This is a genomic window from Streptomyces sp. NRRL F-5630 (assembly GCF_000719475.1).
Classification (GTDB): Bacteria; Actinomycetota; Actinomycetes; order Streptomycetales; family Streptomycetaceae; genus Streptomyces.
Genome location: NZ_JOGO01000064.1, coordinates 1 through 19,754 on the forward strand (window position 1 = coordinate 1; position 19,754 = coordinate 19,754).

At 73.9% G+C, this 19,754-nt stretch carries 19 protein-coding genes; 7 read left to right on the forward strand and 12 right to left on the reverse strand.

Features of this window, described 5'->3' with window-relative positions:
• Window positions 1–183: 183 nt before the first annotated feature.
• Window positions 184–699: a lytic polysaccharide monooxygenase auxiliary activity family 9 protein gene (locus tag IF99_RS0123800; protein ID WP_030999111.1), complete on the reverse strand. Its 516-nt coding sequence runs from the start codon at window positions 697–699 to the stop codon at window positions 184–186.
• A gap of 494 nt (window positions 700–1,193) precedes the next feature.
• Here IF99_RS0123800 and IF99_RS0123805 point away from each other — a divergent pair, with 494 nt between their 5' ends.
• The 3 genes from IF99_RS0123805 to IF99_RS0123815 all read left to right on the forward strand — a co-directional run bounded on the left by IF99_RS0123805 (window position 1,194) and on the right by IF99_RS0123815 (window position 4,767).
• Complete coding sequence (locus tag IF99_RS0123805; protein WP_030999113.1) at window positions 1,194–2,561, forward strand: cryptochrome/photolyase family protein; 1,368 nt, start codon at window positions 1,194–1,196, stop codon at window positions 2,559–2,561.
• Between the two features lie 239 nt (window positions 2,562–2,800).
• Window positions 2,801–3,634 carry an aldo/keto reductase gene (locus IF99_RS0123810; protein WP_030999115.1) on the forward strand — a complete coding sequence of 278 codons (834 nt, stop codon included), beginning with the start codon at window positions 2,801–2,803 and terminating at the stop codon, window positions 3,632–3,634.
• A gap of 161 nt (window positions 3,635–3,795) precedes the next feature.
• Entirely contained in the window at window positions 3,796–4,767 is a 972-nt protein-coding gene (locus IF99_RS0123815; protein ID WP_030999117.1) for an SDR family NAD(P)-dependent oxidoreductase, read from the forward strand.
• A 93-nt stretch (window positions 4,768–4,860) separates the two neighbouring features.
• Here the strand turns inward: IF99_RS0123815 and IF99_RS0123820 are convergent, their stop codons facing one another.
• From IF99_RS0123820 to paaE, 5 genes are all read right to left on the reverse strand, one after another.
• A complete protein-coding gene (locus tag IF99_RS0123820) occupies window positions 4,861–5,709 on the reverse strand; it encodes an LLM class F420-dependent oxidoreductase (RefSeq protein ID WP_030999119.1) in 849 nt (282 codons plus the stop codon).
• Between the two features lie 632 nt (window positions 5,710–6,341).
• A complete protein-coding gene (locus tag IF99_RS0123830; protein ID WP_030999122.1) occupies window positions 6,342–7,466 on the reverse strand; it encodes an LLM class flavin-dependent oxidoreductase in 1,125 nt (374 codons plus the stop codon).
• A gap of 128 nt (window positions 7,467–7,594) precedes the next feature.
• Window positions 7,595–7,696 carry a putative leader peptide gene (locus IF99_RS35820; protein WP_420705712.1) on the reverse strand — a complete coding sequence of 34 codons (102 nt, stop codon included), beginning with the start codon at window positions 7,694–7,696 and terminating at the stop codon, window positions 7,595–7,597.
• 151 nt (window positions 7,697–7,847) lie between these two features.
• Window positions 7,848–8,570 carry an alpha/beta hydrolase gene (locus IF99_RS0123835; protein WP_030999124.1) on the reverse strand — a complete coding sequence of 241 codons (723 nt, stop codon included), beginning with the start codon at window positions 8,568–8,570 and terminating at the stop codon, window positions 7,848–7,850.
• Window positions 8,571–8,688: 118 nt separating this feature from the next.
• A complete protein-coding gene (paaE, locus tag IF99_RS0123840) occupies window positions 8,689–9,798 on the reverse strand; it encodes a 1,2-phenylacetyl-CoA epoxidase subunit PaaE (protein ID WP_030999125.1) in 1,110 nt (369 codons plus the stop codon).
• Between the two features lie 181 nt (window positions 9,799–9,979).
• On the opposite strand from paaE, the gene IF99_RS0123845 reads away from it, so the two are divergent.
• Window positions 9,980–10,219 (forward strand): DUF6480 family protein, encoded by a 240-nt coding sequence (locus IF99_RS0123845; RefSeq protein ID WP_030999127.1) that lies wholly within the window; start codon window positions 9,980–9,982, stop codon window positions 10,217–10,219.
• A gap of 137 nt (window positions 10,220–10,356) precedes the next feature.
• Window positions 10,357–10,974 (forward strand): hypothetical protein, encoded by a 618-nt coding sequence (locus tag IF99_RS0123850; protein WP_030999129.1) that lies wholly within the window; start codon window positions 10,357–10,359, stop codon window positions 10,972–10,974.
• Between the two features lie 26 nt (window positions 10,975–11,000).
• Here IF99_RS0123850 and IF99_RS0123855 read toward each other — a convergent pair whose 3' ends face one another.
• The gene (locus IF99_RS0123855) at window positions 11,001–11,324 is read right to left on the reverse strand and encodes an SCO4225 family membrane protein (protein ID WP_030999135.1); all 324 of its coding nucleotides are present in this window, start codon (window positions 11,322–11,324) and stop codon (window positions 11,001–11,003) included.
• A 197-nt stretch (window positions 11,325–11,521) separates the two neighbouring features.
• On the opposite strand from IF99_RS0123855, the gene IF99_RS0123860 reads away from it, so the two are divergent.
• Window positions 11,522–12,373: an SMP-30/gluconolactonase/LRE family protein gene (locus IF99_RS0123860; protein ID WP_030999137.1), complete on the forward strand. Its 852-nt coding sequence runs from the start codon at window positions 11,522–11,524 to the stop codon at window positions 12,371–12,373.
• A gap of 65 nt (window positions 12,374–12,438) precedes the next feature.
• On the opposite strand, the gene IF99_RS0123865 is transcribed toward IF99_RS0123860, so the two are convergent.
• Window positions 12,439–13,290 (reverse strand): fumarylacetoacetate hydrolase family protein, encoded by an 852-nt coding sequence (locus tag IF99_RS0123865; RefSeq protein WP_030999139.1) that lies wholly within the window; start codon window positions 13,288–13,290, stop codon window positions 12,439–12,441.
• Between the two features lie 254 nt (window positions 13,291–13,544).
• Between IF99_RS0123865 and IF99_RS34130 the strand changes: the two genes are divergently transcribed.
• Complete coding sequence (locus tag IF99_RS34130; protein WP_158716648.1) at window positions 13,545–13,691, forward strand: hypothetical protein; 147 nt, start codon at window positions 13,545–13,547, stop codon at window positions 13,689–13,691.
• Between the two features lie 385 nt (window positions 13,692–14,076).
• Here IF99_RS34130 and IF99_RS0123870 read toward each other — a convergent pair whose 3' ends face one another.
• The 4 genes from IF99_RS0123870 to IF99_RS0123885 all read right to left on the reverse strand — a co-directional run bounded on the left by IF99_RS0123870 (window position 14,077) and on the right by IF99_RS0123885 (window position 19,710).
• The gene (locus IF99_RS0123870; RefSeq protein WP_030999141.1) at window positions 14,077–14,886 is read right to left on the reverse strand and encodes a nucleotidyltransferase domain-containing protein; all 810 of its coding nucleotides are present in this window, start codon (window positions 14,884–14,886) and stop codon (window positions 14,077–14,079) included.
• A 104-nt stretch (window positions 14,887–14,990) separates the two neighbouring features.
• A complete protein-coding gene (locus IF99_RS0123875; protein ID WP_037827457.1) occupies window positions 14,991–16,994 on the reverse strand; it encodes a glycoside hydrolase family 6 protein in 2,004 nt (667 codons plus the stop codon).
• A 374-nt stretch (window positions 16,995–17,368) separates the two neighbouring features.
• Window positions 17,369–18,070 (reverse strand): response regulator, encoded by a 702-nt coding sequence (locus tag IF99_RS0123880; protein WP_030999145.1) that lies wholly within the window; start codon window positions 18,068–18,070, stop codon window positions 17,369–17,371.
• Window positions 18,067–19,710 (reverse strand): sensor histidine kinase, encoded by a 1,644-nt coding sequence (locus tag IF99_RS0123885; protein ID WP_030999146.1) that lies wholly within the window; start codon window positions 19,708–19,710, stop codon window positions 18,067–18,069. Before IF99_RS0123885 ends, IF99_RS0123880 begins: the two co-directional genes overlap by 4 nt.
• Between the last annotated feature and the right edge of the window lie 44 nt (window positions 19,711–19,754).

Below are 19,754 nucleotides of genomic sequence, written 5' to 3' on the forward strand. Positions count from 1 at the left end.
GGGATGGGGCCGGGGAAGCGCCACGGGCCGGGGTGGGGGTCCAGGCCCGTGGCGCGCGCTTCGTCGAAGTGCCGTGTCCCGCTTGCGGTGTGTTGCCTGCCGCACGGGAGACCTGCCGCACGGGACGTCTGCCGCGCGGGCCGGCGTGCGGGACTTCTCCCGCGGGGCACTTCTAGGGCACTGCTACCGCACCGTGACGTCGATGCAGTTGTAGAAGGCGTTGCTCGTGTCGGCGATGTTCCACACCGCGAGGACCTTCTGCTTGCCCTTGAGGTTGCCGAAGTTGACGGTGTGGGTCACGGTGGCGCCCGGCTTGGCACCGCCGTCGTTGAACTCGGCTATCTTCTGGCCGCCGACGAAGTACTGCCAGGTGCTCGTGGAGTGCTGCGCGGTGAGCTTCCAGCTGAACTGCGTCGAGGAGTTGACCGGGGTCGCCACCCAGCCCTTGGAGTCGTCGTCGAGTTCCGCGAAGCGGGAGTTGCCGCCGCTGCAACTCGTCAGGCCCTTGGGCCCCTCGACGCTCTGCGGCTCGTACTTGATGTCGCCACAGGAGACGGTTCCGGCCGCGCACTGGGCCTGCCTGCTCGGCGGATTGCTGATGTAGCCGTGGGCGCTCGCGGTGCTCGCGCCGAGGGTCAGGGCGAGGGCGGGGGCCAGGACGGCGCCCGCTCCGATGGCGAACTTCCTTTTCGCGTGCATGAGTTCTCCTTCACTGCGATCGGCCTGCGGGGAGGCGGTCCGGCGGTTGGGGCGCCGTGCCGTCCCGGGCGGGCCTCTCAGGGTGGGGGTGCAAGAGGCGCGAAGGCGTTTGGCCAGGACCGGTGAACACGGCACGGGAGTACCGGGGTTCCCAAAGGTCTGGGCCACTTGGACTAGACCATACCGAGCCACGTGTTCACGTCAAGGGAGTGGAAGCGCTTGACCCGAGTGCGCCCCCTCCCGGCCCCGGTCGCTGTACCCTGCGCGCGCCGCACGGGAGTTGCCCCTCGGCTCGCGCCGAGACGGACCGCGCAGCTTCCTCGGACGGCCGCACGGACCCGGGCTGACCCCGCCCGCCCGGAGCCGGCCCTGGAACGCGCACGCTTCGCGCGGGTGTTCGCCTCCCGCCCTCCCGCGTGGGGAGCGCGCCGTGGGCCCCTGGCCCGGCGATCATCGCGGTAGTCCGTCCTGTCCGTCCCCCAGCGGAGCCCGCCGTGAAGGCATCGATCGTCCTCTACACCTCCGACCTGCGCCTGCACGACCACCCGCCGCTGCGCGCCGCCGCGCGCGAGGCGGAAAAGGTGGTGCCGCTCTTCGTCCGCGACCCCGGCATCGAGAAGGCCGGCTTCCTCGCGCCCAACCGCGCGGCTTTCCTCGCCGACTGCCTCGGCGACCTCGACGCGGGGCTGCGCGAGCGCGGCGGGCGGCTCGTCGTGCGCGAGGGTGATCCCGTCCGCGTCGTGCGCGAACTCGTCGGCTCCACGGGTGCGGAGCGCGTCCACGTCGCGGCCGGGCTCAGCGCGTACGCGAGGAGCCGCGCGGACCGCCTGCGCGCCGCGCTGGAGGAGGCGGGCGCCCAACTCGTCGAGCACGAGGCGGTGATCACGGCGCTGCCGCCCGGCGAGGTCGTCCCCGGCGGCAAGGACCACTTCGCCGTCTTCACCCCGTACCACCGCCAGTGGGCCACCCAGCGCCTGCGCGACCCCCTCGGCGCGCCCCGCCAGGTGAGCGTGCCCTCGCACGTCCGCTCGGACGAGGTGCCGCGTCGCGCGGATGTCCCGGGCGTCTCCCCGGCGCTCGCAGAGGGCGGCGAGCGCGAGGGGCGCGCGCGGCTCGCGGCCTGGTGCCGCGGCGGCGTCGGCCGCTACGAGGACCTGCACGACGACCTCGCCGCCGACGGCACCTCGCGGCTCTCCCCGTACCTCCACTTCGGCGCGCTCTCGGCTGCCGAATGCGTGCGCCGGGCCCGCACGACCGGCGGGGCGGGGGCCGACGCCTTCGTGCGGCAGCTGTGCTGGCGCGACTTCCACCACCAGGTGCTCGCCGCGCGCCCCGCCGTCGCCCACGAGGACTACCGACCGCGCGGCGACCGCTGGCGCACCGGACGGGCGGCCGAGCGCGAGGCCGCCGCCTGGCGCGAGGGCCGCACCGGCTACCCCGTCGTCGACGCCGCGATGCGCCAGCTCGCGCACGAGGGCTGGATGCACAACCGGGGCAGGCTCCTCGCCGCGAGCTTCCTGACCAAGACCCTCTACCTCGACTGGCGGCTCGGCGCCGCGCACTTCCTCGACCTCCTCGTCGACGGCGACCTCGCCAACAACCAGATGAACTGGCAGTGGGTCGCGGGGACCGGTACCGACACCCGGCCCGGGCGCGTCCTCAATCCGCTCACGCAGGCCCGCAAGTACGACCCCCGGGGCGACTACGTACGCCGCTGGGTCCCTGAGCTGCGCGGCGTCGAAGGGCGCGCGGTGCACGAGCCGTGGAAGCTCGGGCCCGGGGCGTACGAGGGCTACCCCGCGCCGCTCGTCGACCTCGCCGAGGGCCGCGACCGCTTCCGCGCCGCCCGCGAGCGGGGCTGAGCCGCACCGGGGGTGTGCGAGGGGAATGCGAGGGCACGCGGAGCCGTGGCGGAGGCACCCCCTCCGCCCGCTTCGGGGTCCGTACCGCGCGTGACAAGCAGCGCACATCGTGTCGAAACGGGGTAAAAGGGTGTTTTCCGCCGCTGGAAAACGGGGAGGCGAACCCCCGTGGCGGTGGAGCACTCGCCCGCGCGCGATCCGTACGGCTCCCGCCCCCGCCGACCTACCGAGGAGGGCACGTGCCCGCAGTACCGAACATCACCCTCAACAACGGCGTGGAGATCCCCCAGCTCGGCTTCGGGGTCTTCCAGATCCCGCCGGAGAAGACCAAGGAGGCCACGCTCAGTGCCCTCGACGTCGGCTACCGGCACATCGACACCGCCGAGATGTACGGCAACGAGAAGGAGGTCGGGCAGGCGGTCCGCGAGTCCGGGATCGACCGGGCGGAGCTCTTCGTCACGAGCAAGCTCAACAACGGCTTCCATGCCCACGACGACGCGCTCGCCGCCTTCGACCAGACCCTCGCCGATCTCGACATCGGCTATCTGGACCTCTTCCTGATCCACTGGCCGCTGCCGAAGGTCGGCGACTTCGTCGAGACCTGGAAGGCGCTGGAGGAGGTCTACCGCTCGGGCCGCGCCAAGGCGATCGGCGTCTCGAACTTCCAGCCGCACCACCTGCGGCGCCTCCTGGAGGAGACGGAGGTCGTCCCCGCCGTCAACCAGATCGAGGTGCACCCGTACCTGACCCAGGAGGAGGTGCGCGCCTTCGGTGCCGAGCACGACATCGCGACCGAGGCGTGGTCCCCGATCGCGCAGGGCCTCGTCCTGAAGGACCCGGTGATCACGAGCATCGCGAACCGCCTCGGCAAGACACCCGCGCAGGTGACGCTCCGCTGGCACATCCAGCGCGGCGACATCGTCTTCCCGAAGTCCGTCACGCGCTCCCGCGTCGAGGAGAACTTCGCCCTCTTCGACTTCGCGCTGACGGAGGGCGACATGTCCGAGATCTCGGCCCTGAACCGCGACGAGCGCACGGGATTCCACCCGGACGAGTTCAACTACGTGCCGTAGGCGGCCTCCGCCGCGACGTACGTGCCCCCGGGCCCGCTCCGGCGCGGCCGGGGGCGTTCGCGCAACCGCGCCGACCCCCCGGCGGGCGCCCCGTACGGCTCGGCAGGTCCCTCCGCGCCGCGCTTGACTTGAAGTGCGCTCCAGTTCGTAGCGTCGCCGCCATGACTCGTCACCAGCAACGCCCCCTCGGTTCCCCCTTCGGCCACGACTCCACCGCGAGCGAGGTGCTCTCCGGTGTCGATCTCGGCGGCAGGCTCGCCGTCGTCACCGGGGGCTACTCCGGGATCGGCCTGGAGACCACCCGTGCCCTCGCCGGGGCGGGCGCGCACGTCCTCGTGCCCGCCCGCAGGCCCGGGGCGGCGCGCGAGGCGCTCGCGGGCATCGAGGGCACCGAGGTCGCCGCGCTCGACCTCGGCGACCTCGACAGCGTCCGCGCCTTCGCCGATGAGTTCCTCGGCTCGGGCCGCCCGATCGATCTTCTCATCAACAACGCGGGGATCATGGCCTGCCCCGAGACACGCGTCGGACCCGGCTGGGAGGCCCAGTTCGGCACGAACCACCTCGGCCACCACGCCCTCACCAACCTCCTGCGCCCCGCACTGGTCGCGGACGGCGGTGCCCGCGTCGTCGCGCTGTCCTCCGCGGGGCACCTGCGCTCCGGCATCCGCTGGGACGACATCGACTTCCGCGAGGGCTACGACAAGTGGAAGGCGTACGGGCAGGCCAAGACGGCCAACGTGCTCTTCGCCGTCCAGCTCGACGCGCTCGCCGCCGAGGACGGCGTCCGGGCCTTCGCGCTGCACCCCGGAGGCATCCTCACCCCGCTCCAGCGTCACCTGGAGCGCCAGGAGATGGTGGACAAGGGCTGGATCGACGAGCGGGGGGAACTGGCCGAGCCCGCCTTCAAGACCCCCGAGCAGGGCGCGGCGACGACCGTCTTCGCCGCGGCCTCGCCGCTCCTCGACGGTCTCGGTGGCCTCTACCTGGAGGACTGCGAGGTCGCCCTCCCCGCCGACGAGGCCCCCGAGGGCAGCGGCGGCGTCGAGGACTGGGCGATCGACCCCGAGCAGGCGGCCCGGCTCTGGGCCCTCTCGGCCCAGCGCACGGGTATCGATACCTTCGGGCGCGGCTGAGGGAGCGGGGAGCGGAGCGGTACGAGGAGTGCGGACCGGGCCGAACGGCGCGCGCCCGTTCCCGTACCACGCCGCGTCCGCTCCCCGGCGTCCTCAGCCCTTCAGCTCCAGCACACCCGCCAGCTCCCGCCATCCGGCGCGCGGCAGCGCGTCGGCGTTGCCGTCGAGGAGCTGGACGGCGACGTGGTCGGCGCCCGCCTCGTGGTACTCCGCGATCCTGCCCCGCACCGTCTCCGGGGAGCCCCACACGACCGTCGCGTCCACGAGCCGGTCGCTGCCGCCCGCGCGGAAGTCCTCCTCGGTGAAGCCGAGGCGCAGCCAGTTGTTGGTGTAGTTCGGCAGCTTGAGGTACATCTCCAGGGCCTGCCGTCCGATCGCTCGTGCCCGCTCGCCGTCCTCGCTCAGCACGACCTTCACCTCGGGCGCGAGCAGGGGGTCCGGGCCCAGGATCTCGCGGGCCTCGGCGGTGTGCTGCGGCGTCACGAGGTACGGGTGCGCGCCGGCCGCGCGGGTCCCGGCCAGCTTCAGCATCTTGGGGCCGAGCGCCGCGAGCACGCGGCGCTCGGCGGGAACGGGGCGCGGGGCCGCGTCGAGCGTGTCGAGGTAGGCGACCATCGTCGAGTACGGCTTGTGGTAGTTCTTCACCGCGGGCGCGTGGCTCGCGCCGAGCCCCAGCAAGTAGCGGCCCGGGTGCGCCTCGTCGAGGTCCGACGCCTCGGCGGCGACGTCCTCGGCCGTGTGCTCCCAGATGTTGAGGATGCCGTTGGCGACGGTGATCCGCGAGGTCGCCGCGACGAGCGCGGCGGCCCCCGTCACGCTGCTGTTCCCGCCGAGCCACACGGCCCCGTACCCCAGCTCCTCCAGCTCAGCGGTCGCCTCCTGGGCGACCGGGTCCCCCTTGCTCAGCAGTCCGTTCCAGATACCGATACGGCCGATGCCCATGCCTGTCCCTTCGTCGGACCGTGTGTCACCCGGCGGCAACCGCGCCGGTCGTCACAGCTATTCCCCTTCCGCGCCCCGCCCCGTCCACCGGCACGGGACCTTCACCGCGCGGAAAGTTTGTCCCGGCGGGCTGAGCGCGAAGGCGACAGCCGCCGCCGCGCGCCTCGAAGCGGGCCAGAACGCCGCCGCACACCCGCCTCTCGCGGGCAGGACTGCGCCTGCCGGGGGCGTGACCCCCCGCTCGGCCACCGACCGCGCCGCCGACGGTACGGGCCACCGTGTTCACCCCGTCGGCCGAGGCGCCGTGCTCCACCGGGGGCGCCCGGGTGGACCGCCCCCGTACCGGAACGGGCTCGTACAGGCGGGCGACACCGCGCGGGTGCGGGACGCGCGTGCGCGCGCGTAAAGGCGCGGGATGCTCGCCGCCGCACCGCTCGGCGAGGTGGCGCGGGAGCGGCCGGGGCCATGCAGCGGCGGGCTGACGGTCCACCGCAGGCCCGATCGAGTGAGACGGCCCCGCCCACGAGCCGCCGCCCTGCCCGGAGCGCCCCCGGGAGCCACTCCCTCACGACGGTCACCGAGGACGCGGTGACGCACGCGGTGCCGGGGCACCGCATGCCTGACAACTCGTTCTACGGCCGCGCGAGCGACGGGCGTCTTGCGGGGCTCCGCCACAGTCCGCGGCGCTCCAGGAGCGGCAGCACTCCCTCGCCGAACCAGTACGCCTCTTCCAGGTGCGGGTAGCCGGAGAGGACGAACTCGTCGACGCCCACCGCGTGGTACTCCTCGACGAGCCGCGCCACCTCCTCGTGCGAGCCGACCATCGCGGTGCCCGCGCCGCCCCGGACGAGTCCGACGCCCGCCCACAGGTTCGGGTGGATCTCCAGTGCGTCGCGCCGCCCGCCGTGCAGCGCGATCATCCGCCGCTGACCCTCCGACTCGCTGCGCGCGAGACCTCGTTGCACGTCCTCGACGAGCTTCTCGTCGATCCCGTCGAGCAGCCGCGCCGCCTCCGCCCACGCGTCCGCGGAGCGGTCCCTCGTAATCGTGTGCAGCCGGACGCCGAAGCGCACCTCACGTCCCTCGCGGGCCGCCAACTCCCGTACCGCGCCGATCTTCTCCGCGACGGCGGCGGGCGGCTCACCCCACGTCAGGTACACGTCCGCGTGCCGTGCCGCGACGCGCAGTGCGGCGGGCGAGGAGCCGCCGAAGTACACGGGCGGCACGGGGTCGGGGAGCCGCCCGAGGCGCGCGCCCTCGACCGCGAGGTGCTCACCGGCGTGGTCCACGGTCTCGCCGCGCCACAACCTCCCTGCCACAGACAGGAATTCGTCTGTACGGGCATAGCGCTCCTCCTTGTCGAGGAAGTCCCCGAACGCGCGCTGCTCGGCGCTCTCGCCGCCGGTCACCACGTTGAGCAGCAGCCGCCCGCCCGACTGCCACTGGTAGGAGGCGGCCATCTGCGCGGCGAGGGTCGGGGAGAGCGCGCCGGGCCGGAAGGCCACCAGAAACCTGAGGCGCTCAGTGTGCCGGCTGATCATCGCCGTCGTCAGCCAGGCGTCCTCGCACCACGTGCCGGTCGGTGTCAACGCGCCCTCGAAGCCCAGCTGTTCGGCGGAGCGCGCGATGAGGGCAAGGTAATCGACGGACGGCGGACGGTCGCTGCCGCTCGCGGTCACGGGGGTGCCGTGGCCGCCGCCGACGACCTCGCGGCTGTCGCCGTTGGTGGGCAGGAACCAGTGGAAGGTCAGGGGCACGGGAAAGCTCCGTTCGGCACGGCGGACCCGCCGGGGCGCGCGGGGAGGAGCACGGCGCAGGCGCTCGGTGGGCGCGGCGCGACGCCGTACGGGGAAGGGACGGAGGTGGTACGGGGCAGGGGCGCCGCTCAGTGCGAGCGCACACCACCCGTGGCGGAGCGACACGCCGCGCTCGACACCCGGGAGAGGTCCACGTGGCGACGCCGCGTCAGAACCCTGCGCTGATCCATGCCCCGATCCAAACGGCGCCCGGCGGGGGTGTCAAGAGGGCCCCACTGCCGGGAGGTGAGGGCCACACCGCAGGGGAGCCCTGGAGCCTTGCCCCGGCGAGACCCCAGACTCCTCCGTCCCGGGGCCCGCGCCCCGTGCGTCTCCCGCCGCTCAGCCCGTCTTCGCCGTGCGTCCCGCCCCGACCGCGACCGGCTCGGCCGAGGTGAACCCCTCCGCGACCTCCGGAGGCAGCGGTCCCGCGCCGAGCAGCCCCGTCACCGCGCCGACCGCCAGTTGCCGCCACACCCCCGCGTAGCGCAGCATCGTGTGCTCGCCGCCGGTCAGCCGCACGCCCGAGCCCCGCGTCCCTTCCGCGCGGGCGCGCGCGAGCAGCCGCCAGGAGGCATCGGGGACGGTGACACGGTCCTGGTCGCCGTGGACGATGACGAGTTCACGGCCCGCGAGCTGGGCGACGGGCTCGTCCTCGGGGCACCACGGGGCGAGCGCCACGACCCCGCGCACGGTGGGGTGCCCCGCGGCGCGCAGCGCCGCGCGACCGCCCATCGAGTGCCCGAGCAGCACGACGGGGCGCTCGCCGTCGCGCGCCGCGAGAGCGTCGAGGGCGTGCAGGGCGTCCCGCAGCGGGTCGGCGGCGCTGCCGTTCCAGCCCCGGTAGCGGTAGCGCACCGGGACGATCTCGGCGTCGCGGCGCGGCAGGGCACGGCGCAGCGCCGTCGCGAACGGCCGCATGCGCAGCGCGGCGGGCTGCCAGGGCCGCGCCGGTTCCCGGCCCTCGGCTTTCCCCCCGTGCAGCACCACGACCGTGCACCGTCCGCTTCCGGGCGCCTCCGCCCCGCGCGCCGGTTCGCCGCGTACGGCTTCCCTGTCCGTCACCTTCGTCCCCTTTCCGTCCGCCCGGGACCCTACCGGGATGATCCGTGGCCAAAGGTCCGGTGGACGGCTCGGGAGCGCCGCGCCCGACCCGTTGGGGCGACCGGGTCGGCGGCGGCGTTCAGCTGTCGAAGTCGACGGTCAGCTTCTCGGAGACGGGGAAGGTCTGGCAGGTCAGCACGTACCCGGCGGAGACCTCGTTCTCCTCCAGGGCGAAGTTGCGGCGCATGTCCGCCTCGCCCTCGGTGACGAGCGCGCGGCACGTGCCGCAGACGCCACCCTTGCAGGCGAAGGGCAGGTCCGAGCGGGTGGCCTGGGCGCCGTCGAGCAGGGTGCGGTCGCGCGGCAGCGCGTCGGTCGTGGAGCGGCCGTCGAGGACGACGGTGACCTCGCTCACGGGGCCGTCCGTGGCGGCGGCGCGGTCCGGGCGGACGGCCGGGGTGACGGGCTCGCCGTCGGCGAAGAAGAGTTCTTGGTGCACGCGCGCGGCCGGGACACCGAGTCCGTCGAGCACGTCCCGCGCGTCGGTGACCATGCCGTGCGGGCCGCACAGCCACCAGTGGTCCGCCGCCTCGACGTCCACGAGCGCGGCGACGAGGGCGGCGAGGCGTTCCGCGTCGAGCCGGCCGCTGAACAGCTCGGCCTCGCGCGGCTCGCGCGAGAGTACGTGCGCCAGCTCGAAGCGGGTCGGGTAGCGGTCCTTGAGGTCGGCCAGCTCGTCGGCGAACATCACGGTGCCCGCGCGCCGGTTCCCGTAGAGGAGCGTGACCCGCGAGTCCTCGTCCGCGCCGAGCACGGAGGCGGCGATGGAGAGCATGGGCGTGATCCCGGACCCCGCGGCGATGAGGACGTGGTGCCCCGGCGTCGCGAGGTCGGGTGTGAAGACCCCGGTCGGGGACATGACCTCGACCTCGTCGCCCTCCCGCAGCTCGTGGACGAGCCAGGAGGAGAAGAGCCCGCCGGGGACCTCGCGCACGCCGATGCGGGGCGCGGTCCCGGCCGGGGAGCAGATCGAGTACGAGCGCCGCTCGTCGCGGCTCTCCACCTCGCGGCGCAGGGTGAGCGACTGGCCGGGGCGGTGCGCGTACTGCTCGGCCAGTTCCTCGGGGATGTCGAAGCCGACCGCGACGGCGTCCTCGCACAACCGCTCCACCTGGGCGACGCGGAGCCTGTGGAAGCTCGGACGGCGCCGGGCGGAGGGGCGCGCGCCCTCTACGGGGGTCGCGGTCATGTCGTACTCCTCAACATCTACCGACCGTTCGTTCGGGAGTAGATTTCCAAAGTTTCCGGCGGGGTGCAAGCCCTGATGCGTGCGGCATCCGGCACGCGGACCCGGGCGCTCCGTGTCCCTTGCAGGCGATAAAACGCGTGAAAGGTGCTTATCGGACGCGACGGGCGGGCATCCCGCAGGCATGAGTACTTACGCGACTCCTGTGTCCAACACCGACGCCGATCCGAGTTTCACGACGGGCCTCGAACCGGGCGGCGGCGTACCCCTCGGCGAGACCCCGCCCGCCGAGAGCAGTACGTCGGAGCCGGGCCCCTGGAAGGACCCGGCGCGCGGCTGGACCGCCGCCCCGCTCCTCGCGATCGGCGTGCTCGTGCTGTTCATCGCGGGGTTCTTCCTCGCGTACGCGGTGCTGATGCCGTAAGCGCGAAGGTAAGCGCGAAAGGCCGCCTACCGCCGGACCTCACTCCAACGGGTGGTTTGAGGGGCTGTCGGAACCGAGCGGGGAGGCCCAGCCGTCGTACGGGGCGGATGACCGTACGACCAGGGGGAAGACACCGCATGATCCGCACTCTCACCCGGCCCCGCCACCTCCGGCGCGCCGCCCTCGCCCTTCTCACGCTCACCGCCGGCGGCCTGCTGGGCGCCGCGCCGGCCTTCGCGGGGAGCGCCGGCCCGCACTATGTGACCGCGCGCGAGCTGCCCCCGCACCCCTCCTCGCGCTGGTACGCGGGGCCCGTCACCGCCGGGCGTCCCGACCCGCTGCCGTTCTGCGGCGGCGAGACCCTGCCCTCGACCGCGAGCCACCGCGTCTTCCGCACCGACCTCGACACCAACGCCCTCCAGGTCGTCGTCGTGGAGCGCGACGAGCGGCGCGCCGCCGACTACGCGGAAGTGCTCCGCCGCAGCCTCGCGAGCTGCGCGGAGCGTGCCGCCGAGGACCCCGACGTCACCGCCACGCAGAAGTACTACGGAAAGCTGGATGTCGAGGAGGGCGCCCACGTCTACGGGGTGCACACCGTCAGGAGCCAGGGCGCCTCCGACGTCTCCCTGTGGGCGGTGGGCCGTGACGGGCGTACGGTCACGCTCGTGGAGTGGGCCCAGCTCGGCGGCTTCGACTCCGCGCCCGTCGCGGCCTTCCGGCGGACGGCGGTGACAGCGGTGGACAAGCTCTACTGAAACGCCGTGCGCGCGCTCGTGCCGGTTCAGGCGGGCCGCGAGTGCGAACGGCCCTCGCGCCCGCCCAACCGCTCGGCGAGCACCCCGAGCACGAGCGCGTTCACGAGCGCGCCCACGACGGGCCCGGCCCAGAACAGCGGCGTCGGCAGCGCGGCGAAAAGCATCGAGACCGGCGCGGTGGAGAAGAAGATCCACACACCCGCCATGCTCGCGTCGGCGTGCTCCACGAGGTAGTGGTCGGCGATCACCCAGCAGACGACCGCCGCGACGAGCGTCAGGTACCCGAGCGGCAGCGGGCGCAGTAGCAGGCGGCGGGCGGTGGCGACGAGGGTGCGCGGGGACGCGGGCATTGTCGGGGCCTTTCGGTGGGCGGGCCGTCTCTACAGGACGAGCGCTGACTCTTTGAGACTCGCGCACCGCGCCGCCGTGCGCCTCCGTGGAAGTACTCAGACCCGCCCTGGGTAGCGCTGCCGCGGCGGCCTGGGTGATCACGGGTATCGTCCCTGCGGGACGGCCCGGCCGGGCCGCAGGGACGCGAGGAGCACGGGTGCGCGCGCAGCGGTGGAGCGAGGTGGTGACCCACCACGGCGAGGGGCCGGGCTGGGGCCCGGCGGCGGACAGACTGCGCATCGTCGACCTCACGCGGGGCGACCTGCTCACCTTCGACGCCGACGCGCGGCCCGAGCGGCTGCACCTCGGCGACGTGCTCGCCGCCTGGCGCCCGCGCACGGGCGGCGGGATCGTCGCGGCCGTCGCGCGCGGCTTCACGCGCGTCGACCCCGACGGGACCGTGCGCCCCGGCCCCGAGCTGTGGAGCGACCCGACCGTGCGGATGAACGACGGGGGTTGCGACCCCGGGGGCAGCTTCTACTGCGGCTCGATGGCCTACGACGCCAGACGCGGCGCGGGCAGTGTGCACCGCCTCGCCCCGGACGGCACCACGAGCGTCGTGCACCGCGGCGCCACGATCTCCAACGGCCTCGTCTGGGCCCCCGACGGCAGCGAGGCCCACTACGCCGACACCGGCACGGGCACCGTCTTCCGCCTCCACCCCGACCCGGTCACGGGCGACTTCGGCCCCCTGGAACCGTGGGTGCGGATCGACCCGGCGGACGGCGGCCCCGACGGGATCACCCGCGATGCCGAGGGCGGCATCTGGATCGCCCTGTGGGGCGGGCACGCGGTCCGCCGCTACGCCCCGGACGGGACGCTCGACGCGGTCGTCGACGTCGGCGCCCGCCAGGTCAGCGCCTGCGCCTTCGGCGGCCCCGGCTACCGCGAGCTGTTCATCACCACCTCGCGCCAGGACCTCGCCCCGCACGAGGACCCCGACGCGGGCGCCGTCTTCCGCGCCGAGCCCGGCGTGCGCGGGCTGCCCCCGCTCCCGTACGCGGGCTGAGCGCCGCGGGGCCGCGGGTGCGGCTCCGCACCAGGGTGCGGCCCCGCACCACCTCCGCTATGCCTCTACGCCTGCACGAGCCGGTTCCTGTGCCGACCGAGCCCCTCGGCCTCCAGCTCCATCACGTCCCCCGCGCGCAGGTAGGGGAAGCGCCCCGAGAGCGCCACGCCCTGCGGCGTACCGGTGTTCACGAGGTCGCCGGGCTCCAGGACGAGGTACTGCGACAGGTGCCGCACGATCTCGGCGACCGAGAAGATCATGTCGGCGGTCGACGCGTCCTGCCGCGCCTCGCCGTTGACCCACGAGCGCAGCCGCACGGCCTGCGGGGCGGGCAGCTCCCCGGCGGTCAGTACCCACGGGCCCAGCGGATTGAAGGTCTCCGCACTCTTGCCCTTCGACCACTGCCCACCCGGGGCTTCGAGCTGGACGGTGCGCTCCGAGACGTCGTTGGAGAGCACGTACCCGGCCACGTACTCCAGCGGGTCCTCGTCGGGGCCGAGGTAACGCGCCTGCTTCCCGATGACGACCCCGAGTTCGACCTCCCAGTCGGTGCGCTCGCTGCCGCGCGGGATCAGCACGTCGTCCTCGGGCCCGGCGAGCGAGTTCGGGCCCTTGTAGAAGAGGATCGGCTCGGTCGGCGGCTTCGCGCCCGACTCCGCGGCGTGCGCGGTGTAGTTCTGCCCGATGCAGAGGATGGCGCCCGGGCGCGCGAGGGGCGCCCCGACCCGCTGCCCGGACACGTCGGTACGCGGCAGTTCACCCGCGTCGTGCGCGCGGGCCACGCGGGCGGGGCCGCCGCCGCGGAAGAACTCGGGGGTCAGGTCGTCGGTCAGGCCGCTCAGGTCGTAGTGATGACCGTCCGTGCCGAGCAGGACGGGTCGTTCGGCACCGACGGCGCCGACGCGCTGGAGACGCATGGAAGGAGAACCTCCGGAGGGGGCGGTGGGGTCATGGCTGATGACGGCGGCACGAGTCTGCCGCCTCATGGGCCGCGCGGGAAGAGAGGGGCGGCTCACTCGACACGGAGGAGCGCTTCGGACCCGACCGCGTGGCGCAGCGGCTCGCCCTCGCGCCGCCCACCTGCGTCACCTGCACACCCCGCGCGAACACCTCGGGTCCCGCGTACGGGCTCCCAACGCCGCCCGTGTGCGCGAGCAGGCCCAACTCGGGTGTGAGCGACAGAAGTTCGGCGTCTATCTTCGGCGAGATCCCCGTCCACGTCCAGGCACCACGTCCCGGAGAGCAGCCCTGCCGCCGCAGCACCTCGTGCACCGAGTTCGCGGGCGAGTTCTCCTCGGCGACGGCCTGCCGCGTGTAGTCGCAGCCACCCGCGAACCCTCACCACACCGCCCCGCGCGCCCTGCGGCGCCTTCCGCTTGCACAGATCTGCCAGCCGCTTCTGATCATGCGCGCGCAGCGTCAGCCTGACGTCCTCGGCCACCGCGCGGACGTGGCCGAAGGGCCGATGAGGAGCAGGGAAACCGTGGCCGTCATGGAGCCGCTGGTCATACGGCGCACACTCCGCTCACTACGGGTCTCGCGCCGGGTCTCCGCGCGCCGCCTTCCCGCACGGACGTGCGCCACGCGGGAAGGCGCTGGTGGAAGGACCCCAGGCGGCTGTGGCCGACGGCTGACAGGCCGAGCGGCAACACGTCGTCCCGGTTCGCCGCTTCCGGTCCGCCGAAACGCGGTTCGTCACGGCACTACACCGCCACCACCCCCAGCACCTCCGCCACCAGTTCCTCCGCCGTGTCCAGTGCCGCGTTCAAGGTCTGGGGGGTGGTGCCGAGGTGTGCGAAGAGGGACTGGGCGCGGGAGGTGACGCCGGGTGGGGTGGTGGGGAGGGTCGCCGCCGCGTGGAGGGCGCCCTTCTCGTTGAGGAGGTACGTGCCCGCGTGGGCGTGGAGGGCGTGGGTGAGGAGGCCCGCGGCGCGGAAGAGGCAGCCCGCCACGTACGCCGTGTCCGCGCTCTTCGCGCCCTTGCGGGCGGCGGCCAGGAGGAAGGGGGCCTCCCAGCGGGCGTTCTCGATCACCGCCGCGCGGAGCGGGGGCGGGTAGTCGCGGGCCGCCGTGCGCAGCGCCGTCAGAGCGCCCGTGGGATCGGCGAGCACCTGGCACAAGGCGACCTCGCCGACGTACGCGGGGGAGTGGAAACCCAGGGGGTGCCCCGGCTGGAAGCCGGTCTCGAAGCGGCCCTCGCGGCAGTCCTCCCAGACGGCTTCGACGCGGTCCAGGTCGCGGTAGATCCAGTCGACCCTGTCCTTGCCCACGGTGAGCCACGCCCCGCCGTCCACCCAGGGACCCCAGCCGCCGGGCTCGCTCACCTCGACGCCGCTTCCGGCGAGCGTGCGCAGCGCGGCGGTGTCCGGCCGGCCCCGGTAGTAGAGGCCGAGGTCGTAGTCCGAGTCGGGCCGGTGGAGGCCCCGGGCCCGGCTCCCGCCGAGCGCGACGGCCACGATCCCGTCCACCTCGGTGAGCCGCGCGGCCATCGCCTGGAGTTCGTCGTCTCGCATGGAGCGAGTGTCGGTCCGCGAGGGCGCGCGTGCGAGCGCATTCGCGCGACGCGCCGCCGGGCGGCCGGACCCGTGGTCCCACCGCCCGGCGGACAGCATGTGCGTCAACCAGTCGTGCAGGTCTGCCCGTTCACCGTCACCGCGGTCGGGGCCGCGTAGGTGCCCGTGCCCTGGTAGCCGAAGGAGACGCTGCCCCCGGCCGGGATGTTGGCGTTGTAGTCCGCGTGCGTGGCGGTCGCCGTCGTGCCCGAGACGGCCACCGTCGCGCTCCAGGCGTTCGTCACGGCCGTCCCGGACGGGACCGTGAAGGTCGCCTTCCAGGCGGTCAGCGGCTTGTCGCCGGTGTTCTTGAGCGTGACGTCCGCCTGGAAGCCACCGCTCCAGGTGTTCGCCTTCCAGGTGGCCGCGCAGGCCCCTGTGCCGCCCCCGCCACCACTCGCCGCCGTCGTGCCCGTGACGGACGCCGACGCGGCCGAGACGTTGCCCGCCGCGTCCTTGGCGCGGACCGTGTAGGCGTACGCCGTCGACGCCTTCAGCCCCGAGTCGGTGTACGAGGTGGCGCTCGTCGTCGTCAGCTTCGTGCCGTCGCGGTAGACGTCGTACCCGGTCACCGCCTTGTTGTCCGTGGACGCCGACCAGCTCAGTGAGACGGAGGAGGCCGTCGTGCCCGTCACCTTCAGTCCGGTGGGGACGCTCGGCGCCTGCGTGTCCTCGTCACCGCCGCCGCCCGGACTCCCCACCGCCGGGTAGGCGTTGGCGAGGAGCTGACGGAACTGGGCGGAGAACCAGTGCCCGGCCACGGGTGCGTCGGCGAGCGCGCCCGACATGTTGTTGCCGTTGCGGCCGTTGCCGGTGTACGTGGGGTCGCACATCCGGTCGAAGCCCTTGCCCTCGTCGTTGTCGATGGCCTTGCTCGACCCGTCCGACTCGCCCGGCGGCTTCGCCCACACGTAGGCGTCGATCCCGGCGGCGGGCGAGGCGGCGGGGCGTTGGCCGAGCCCGGCCCCGGACTGGTTGCACCAGTTGCCCGCGTGGATGCGGCGGTCGGTGCGCGAGCCGTCCACGAAGCCGTCGACCGTCGTGGCGGTGGACGGGGCGGTGGGCCGCGCGGAGCCGCCCCAGCCGTTGCGCGAGGTGTCGATCAGCATGCCGATGCCGGAGTCGAAGCCCTGCGCGATCAGCGCGGTGCGCAGGCCCTGCGCGAAGGTCTGCTCGTCGGCGTACTGGTTCCAGTCGAGCCACTTCGACTGGCGCACCGTCTGCCCGTTCACGGAGTCGGTGATCTTGAGGTACGGCTCGGTCGTGGCGGAGTAGTTGGCGGTGTTGACGATGAAGCCCGCGACGTCGTTCACGGTCGCGCCGCTCGTCGTGGCGGCCTTCTTGAACTCCTGCGCGGCCGGGACGAGGTTGCTGTCCCAGCCGAGCCAGCCGTGGTGCGCGGCGTCCACGTAGTTGTAGACGTTGGGGATCGCGCCGAGGGTGTGCAGCGCGTACCCGACGCCCTTCTCGTAGTTGCCGTTCGCCTTCATCGTGGCGCACGCCTCCGTCGAGCCCGCCGTGCCGCCCGCGTTGGTCACGAGGTTCGGGAGCGAGTCGGGCTCGATGAGGGTGACGATCCGCAGGCTCGCGTAGGCCGGGTCGTCGAGGATCGCGGCGATCGGGTCGATGTAGTCGCTCTCGTAGCGGTCGATCTCGGTGGGGCCGAGTTCGCCGTTCGACGCGAGTGCCGAGCAGTCGCGGCCCGGGAGGTCGTAGATGACGAGCTGCACGAGGTCGGCGCCCTGGTCGAGGGCGGTGTCGAGGTGCTCGCGCAGACCGCGCTTCTCGGCGGTCCCCTCGATCGCGGCGATCTGGTCGAGCCACACGAAGGTCGGTTCGTCGGCCACTGCATCCCCGCCGGGCTCGGCGGCGGCGAGCGCCGACCAGTCGGGGTTCACGTAGGTGGTGGCGCCGGCGTAGGGGTTGTCGACGCGGGCGGTGGCGGCGGCTGCCGCGGGCTGGACGGCGACGAGCGCGGTCCCGGCGGCGAGCGCGAGGGCGGCGAGCGCCCCGAGGGCGCGTGGGCGGCGTCCGGAGGCGGGGGATCGGGCGGGTCCTCGTACGTTCAACGGGTGCTCCTCGGTGTGGGAGGCCGGTACGGACATGCGGGTGCCGAGCGCCCGCGAGCGCCGCCCCTGAGGGGCGGTCAGCTTGCGGGAGCGCTCCCACCGTCGGGGCTTGGGGAGTGCATGTCAATACGGGCGGCAGGAAGTCCCGCGCCTTGGCGCGTAAGCGACGGGGCGGCGGAAACGCGCGGGGCGGGGCGGCGGAAACGCGCGGGCCGGGTCGGTGGGAACGCACGGGGCGGGTCGGTGGGAACGCACGGGGCGGCGGCGGGAACGCACGGGCCGGGTCGGTGGGAACGCACGGGGCGGGGCGCCGCCCCGGCGATGCGGAGGCGGCGTTCCGGACCCCGCTGAAGCGGCGCGGTCCTCGTGCCGCCTCAGCGGCGCCCCGCCCCCGCCACCCACGTGTACAGGTGTTCCGGCCGCCCCGTGTCCCCGTAGCGGAGGGTCAGCGCGACGAGGCCCGAGTGCTCCAGGTACTTGAGGTAGCGCTGGGCCGTCGAGCGGCCGATCCCGGTCCTGGCCGCGACCTCGTGGGCGGAGAGCGGAGCGGGACCGGTGGTGAGGGCGGTGCGGATGAGGGCCGCGGTCGCCGTCGAGTGCCCCTTGGGGAGGGAGGGGCGCGGGCGCTCCGTACCGCGCAGCCCGGTGAAGATCCGGTCGATCTGCTCCTGGCCCGGCTCGGGGCGCTCGGCGCCCTCGTCGACGGCGCGGCGCAGCGCCGCGTACCCCTCCAGGCGTTCCCGCAGGCCCGTGAAGGTGAAGGGCTTCACGAGGTACTGGAGCGCCCCGAAGCGCTGCGCTCCTCGTACCGTGGCGAGATCGCGCGCGGCCGTCACCATGATGACGTCCGTGTCGTGGCCGCCGAGGCGCAGTCTGCGCACGAGCTGCACGCCCGTCTCGTCGGGCAGGTAGTGGTCCAGCAGGACGAGATCGACCTCCGTGCGCTCCAGACAGCAGAGCGCCTGGGCCGCCGTATGCGCGCTGCCCACGACCGTGAAGCCGGGCACGCGGGCCACGTACGCGGTGTTGATCTCGGCCACGTGGAAGTCGTCGTCCACGACGAGCACCCTGATCACCGCTCACCTCCCGCCGGGACGAGCGCCGCCGCGTCCCGCGGGATCAGCGTCTCGGGCAGCGTCACGGTGAACACCGCGCCGCCCCCGGCCCGCGCCCCCACCCGCGCCGTGCCCCCGTACCGCTCCGCGAGCCTGCGGACGAGGCTCAGCCCGATGCCCCGCCCGTGCGGCCTGCGCGGCTCCGGCGACGCGGTCGCCTTCGTGCTGAAGCCCTCGGTGAAGACGCTCTCGCGCAGCTCGGGCGGCACCCCTGGCCCGGTGTCCGAGACCTGGAGCAGCACCGTCGTGCCCTCGGCCCACACCCGCACCTCCACGAACGCGTCGGCGACCCGCCGCTCGCAGGCCGCGTCGAGCGCGTTGTCGATGAGATTGCCGAGCACCGTCACGACGTCGCGCGGCGCGACGAGCCGCCCGGGGAGGCCCGTGCGGGCCCCGATCCTGAGCGTCACGGCGCGCTCCGCGGCGACCGCGCTCTTGCCGACGAGCAGCGCGGAGAGCAGCGGATCGCCGAACCGCTCCGCGATCTCCTCGGCCGAGGCCGCGCTCCCGCCCACGACCTGCGCCACGAAGTCCGCGGCCTGCTCCGGCCGGTCCAGCTCCAGGAGCCCGAGCACTGTGTGCAGCCGGTTGGCGTGCTCGTGGCCCTGCGCGCGCAACGCGTCCAGCAACCCCTGCGAGCTGTCCAGCTCCCGCCCGAGCAGCTCCAGTTCCGTCCGGTCGCGCAACGTCACGACCGCGCCCCCGTCCGCCATCGGCATCCGGTTGACGAGCAGCACCCGGCCCGCGCACACCGCGAGCAGGTCGGCGCCCGCGACGCGGCCGGCGAGCACGTCGGCCGTACGGCCAGGAGGCAGCACGGCGTCGATCCGGTAGTCGGTCATGTCCGCGTCGAGCCCGAGCAGCCGCGCCGCCTCGTCGTTGACCAGCCGTATCCGGCCACGCGGATCGAAGGCGATGACGCCCTCGCGGATGCCGTGCAGCATCGCCTCGCGCTCGTCGAGCAGCGCCGAGATGTCCGCGAAGCCGATCCCCTGCGTCTTGCGCCGCACCCGCCGGGCGACCGCCACGGCCGCCCCCGCGCCCACCGCGAGCGCCGCCGCCGCGCACAGGAGCAGTCCGGGCAGCGCGTCCACCACCCGCTGCCGCACGCTGTCGTACGCGATGCCCACCGAGACCGCGCCGACGACCTCGTGTCCCGCCCCGTACAGCGGCACCTTCGCGCGGGCCGAGCGGCCGAGGGTCCCGTCGTCGACCTGCCGCACCTCGTGCCCGGTGAGCGCGCCGCTCGGGTCGGTCGAGACGTGCCGCCCTATCTCGGAGACCGTCGTGTGGGACCAGCGCACGCCCCTGCGGTCCATCACGACGACGTACAGCGCCCCCGTCGCCCGCCGGACGCGCTCCGCCTCGCGCTGCACGGGGCCGTTCTCGCGGGGGCGGGTCGTCAGCAGCCCCTCGGTGATCGCCGGGTCGGCCGCCGTGGTCTGCGCGATGGCGAGCGCCCGGTGCGTGGCCTCGTCGTCCAGCTCGCGCGCGAGCGGCGCGAGGAAGAGGCTGACGGCCAGGACCATGACGCCGGTCGTGATGGTCAGCTGCACCACCAGGATCTGGCCGGAAAGCCGCTGGGGCCAGTGCGGTCGCATGCTGTCCTCTGTCTTCGTTCGGGTACGGGTGCGGGCCGCGTACG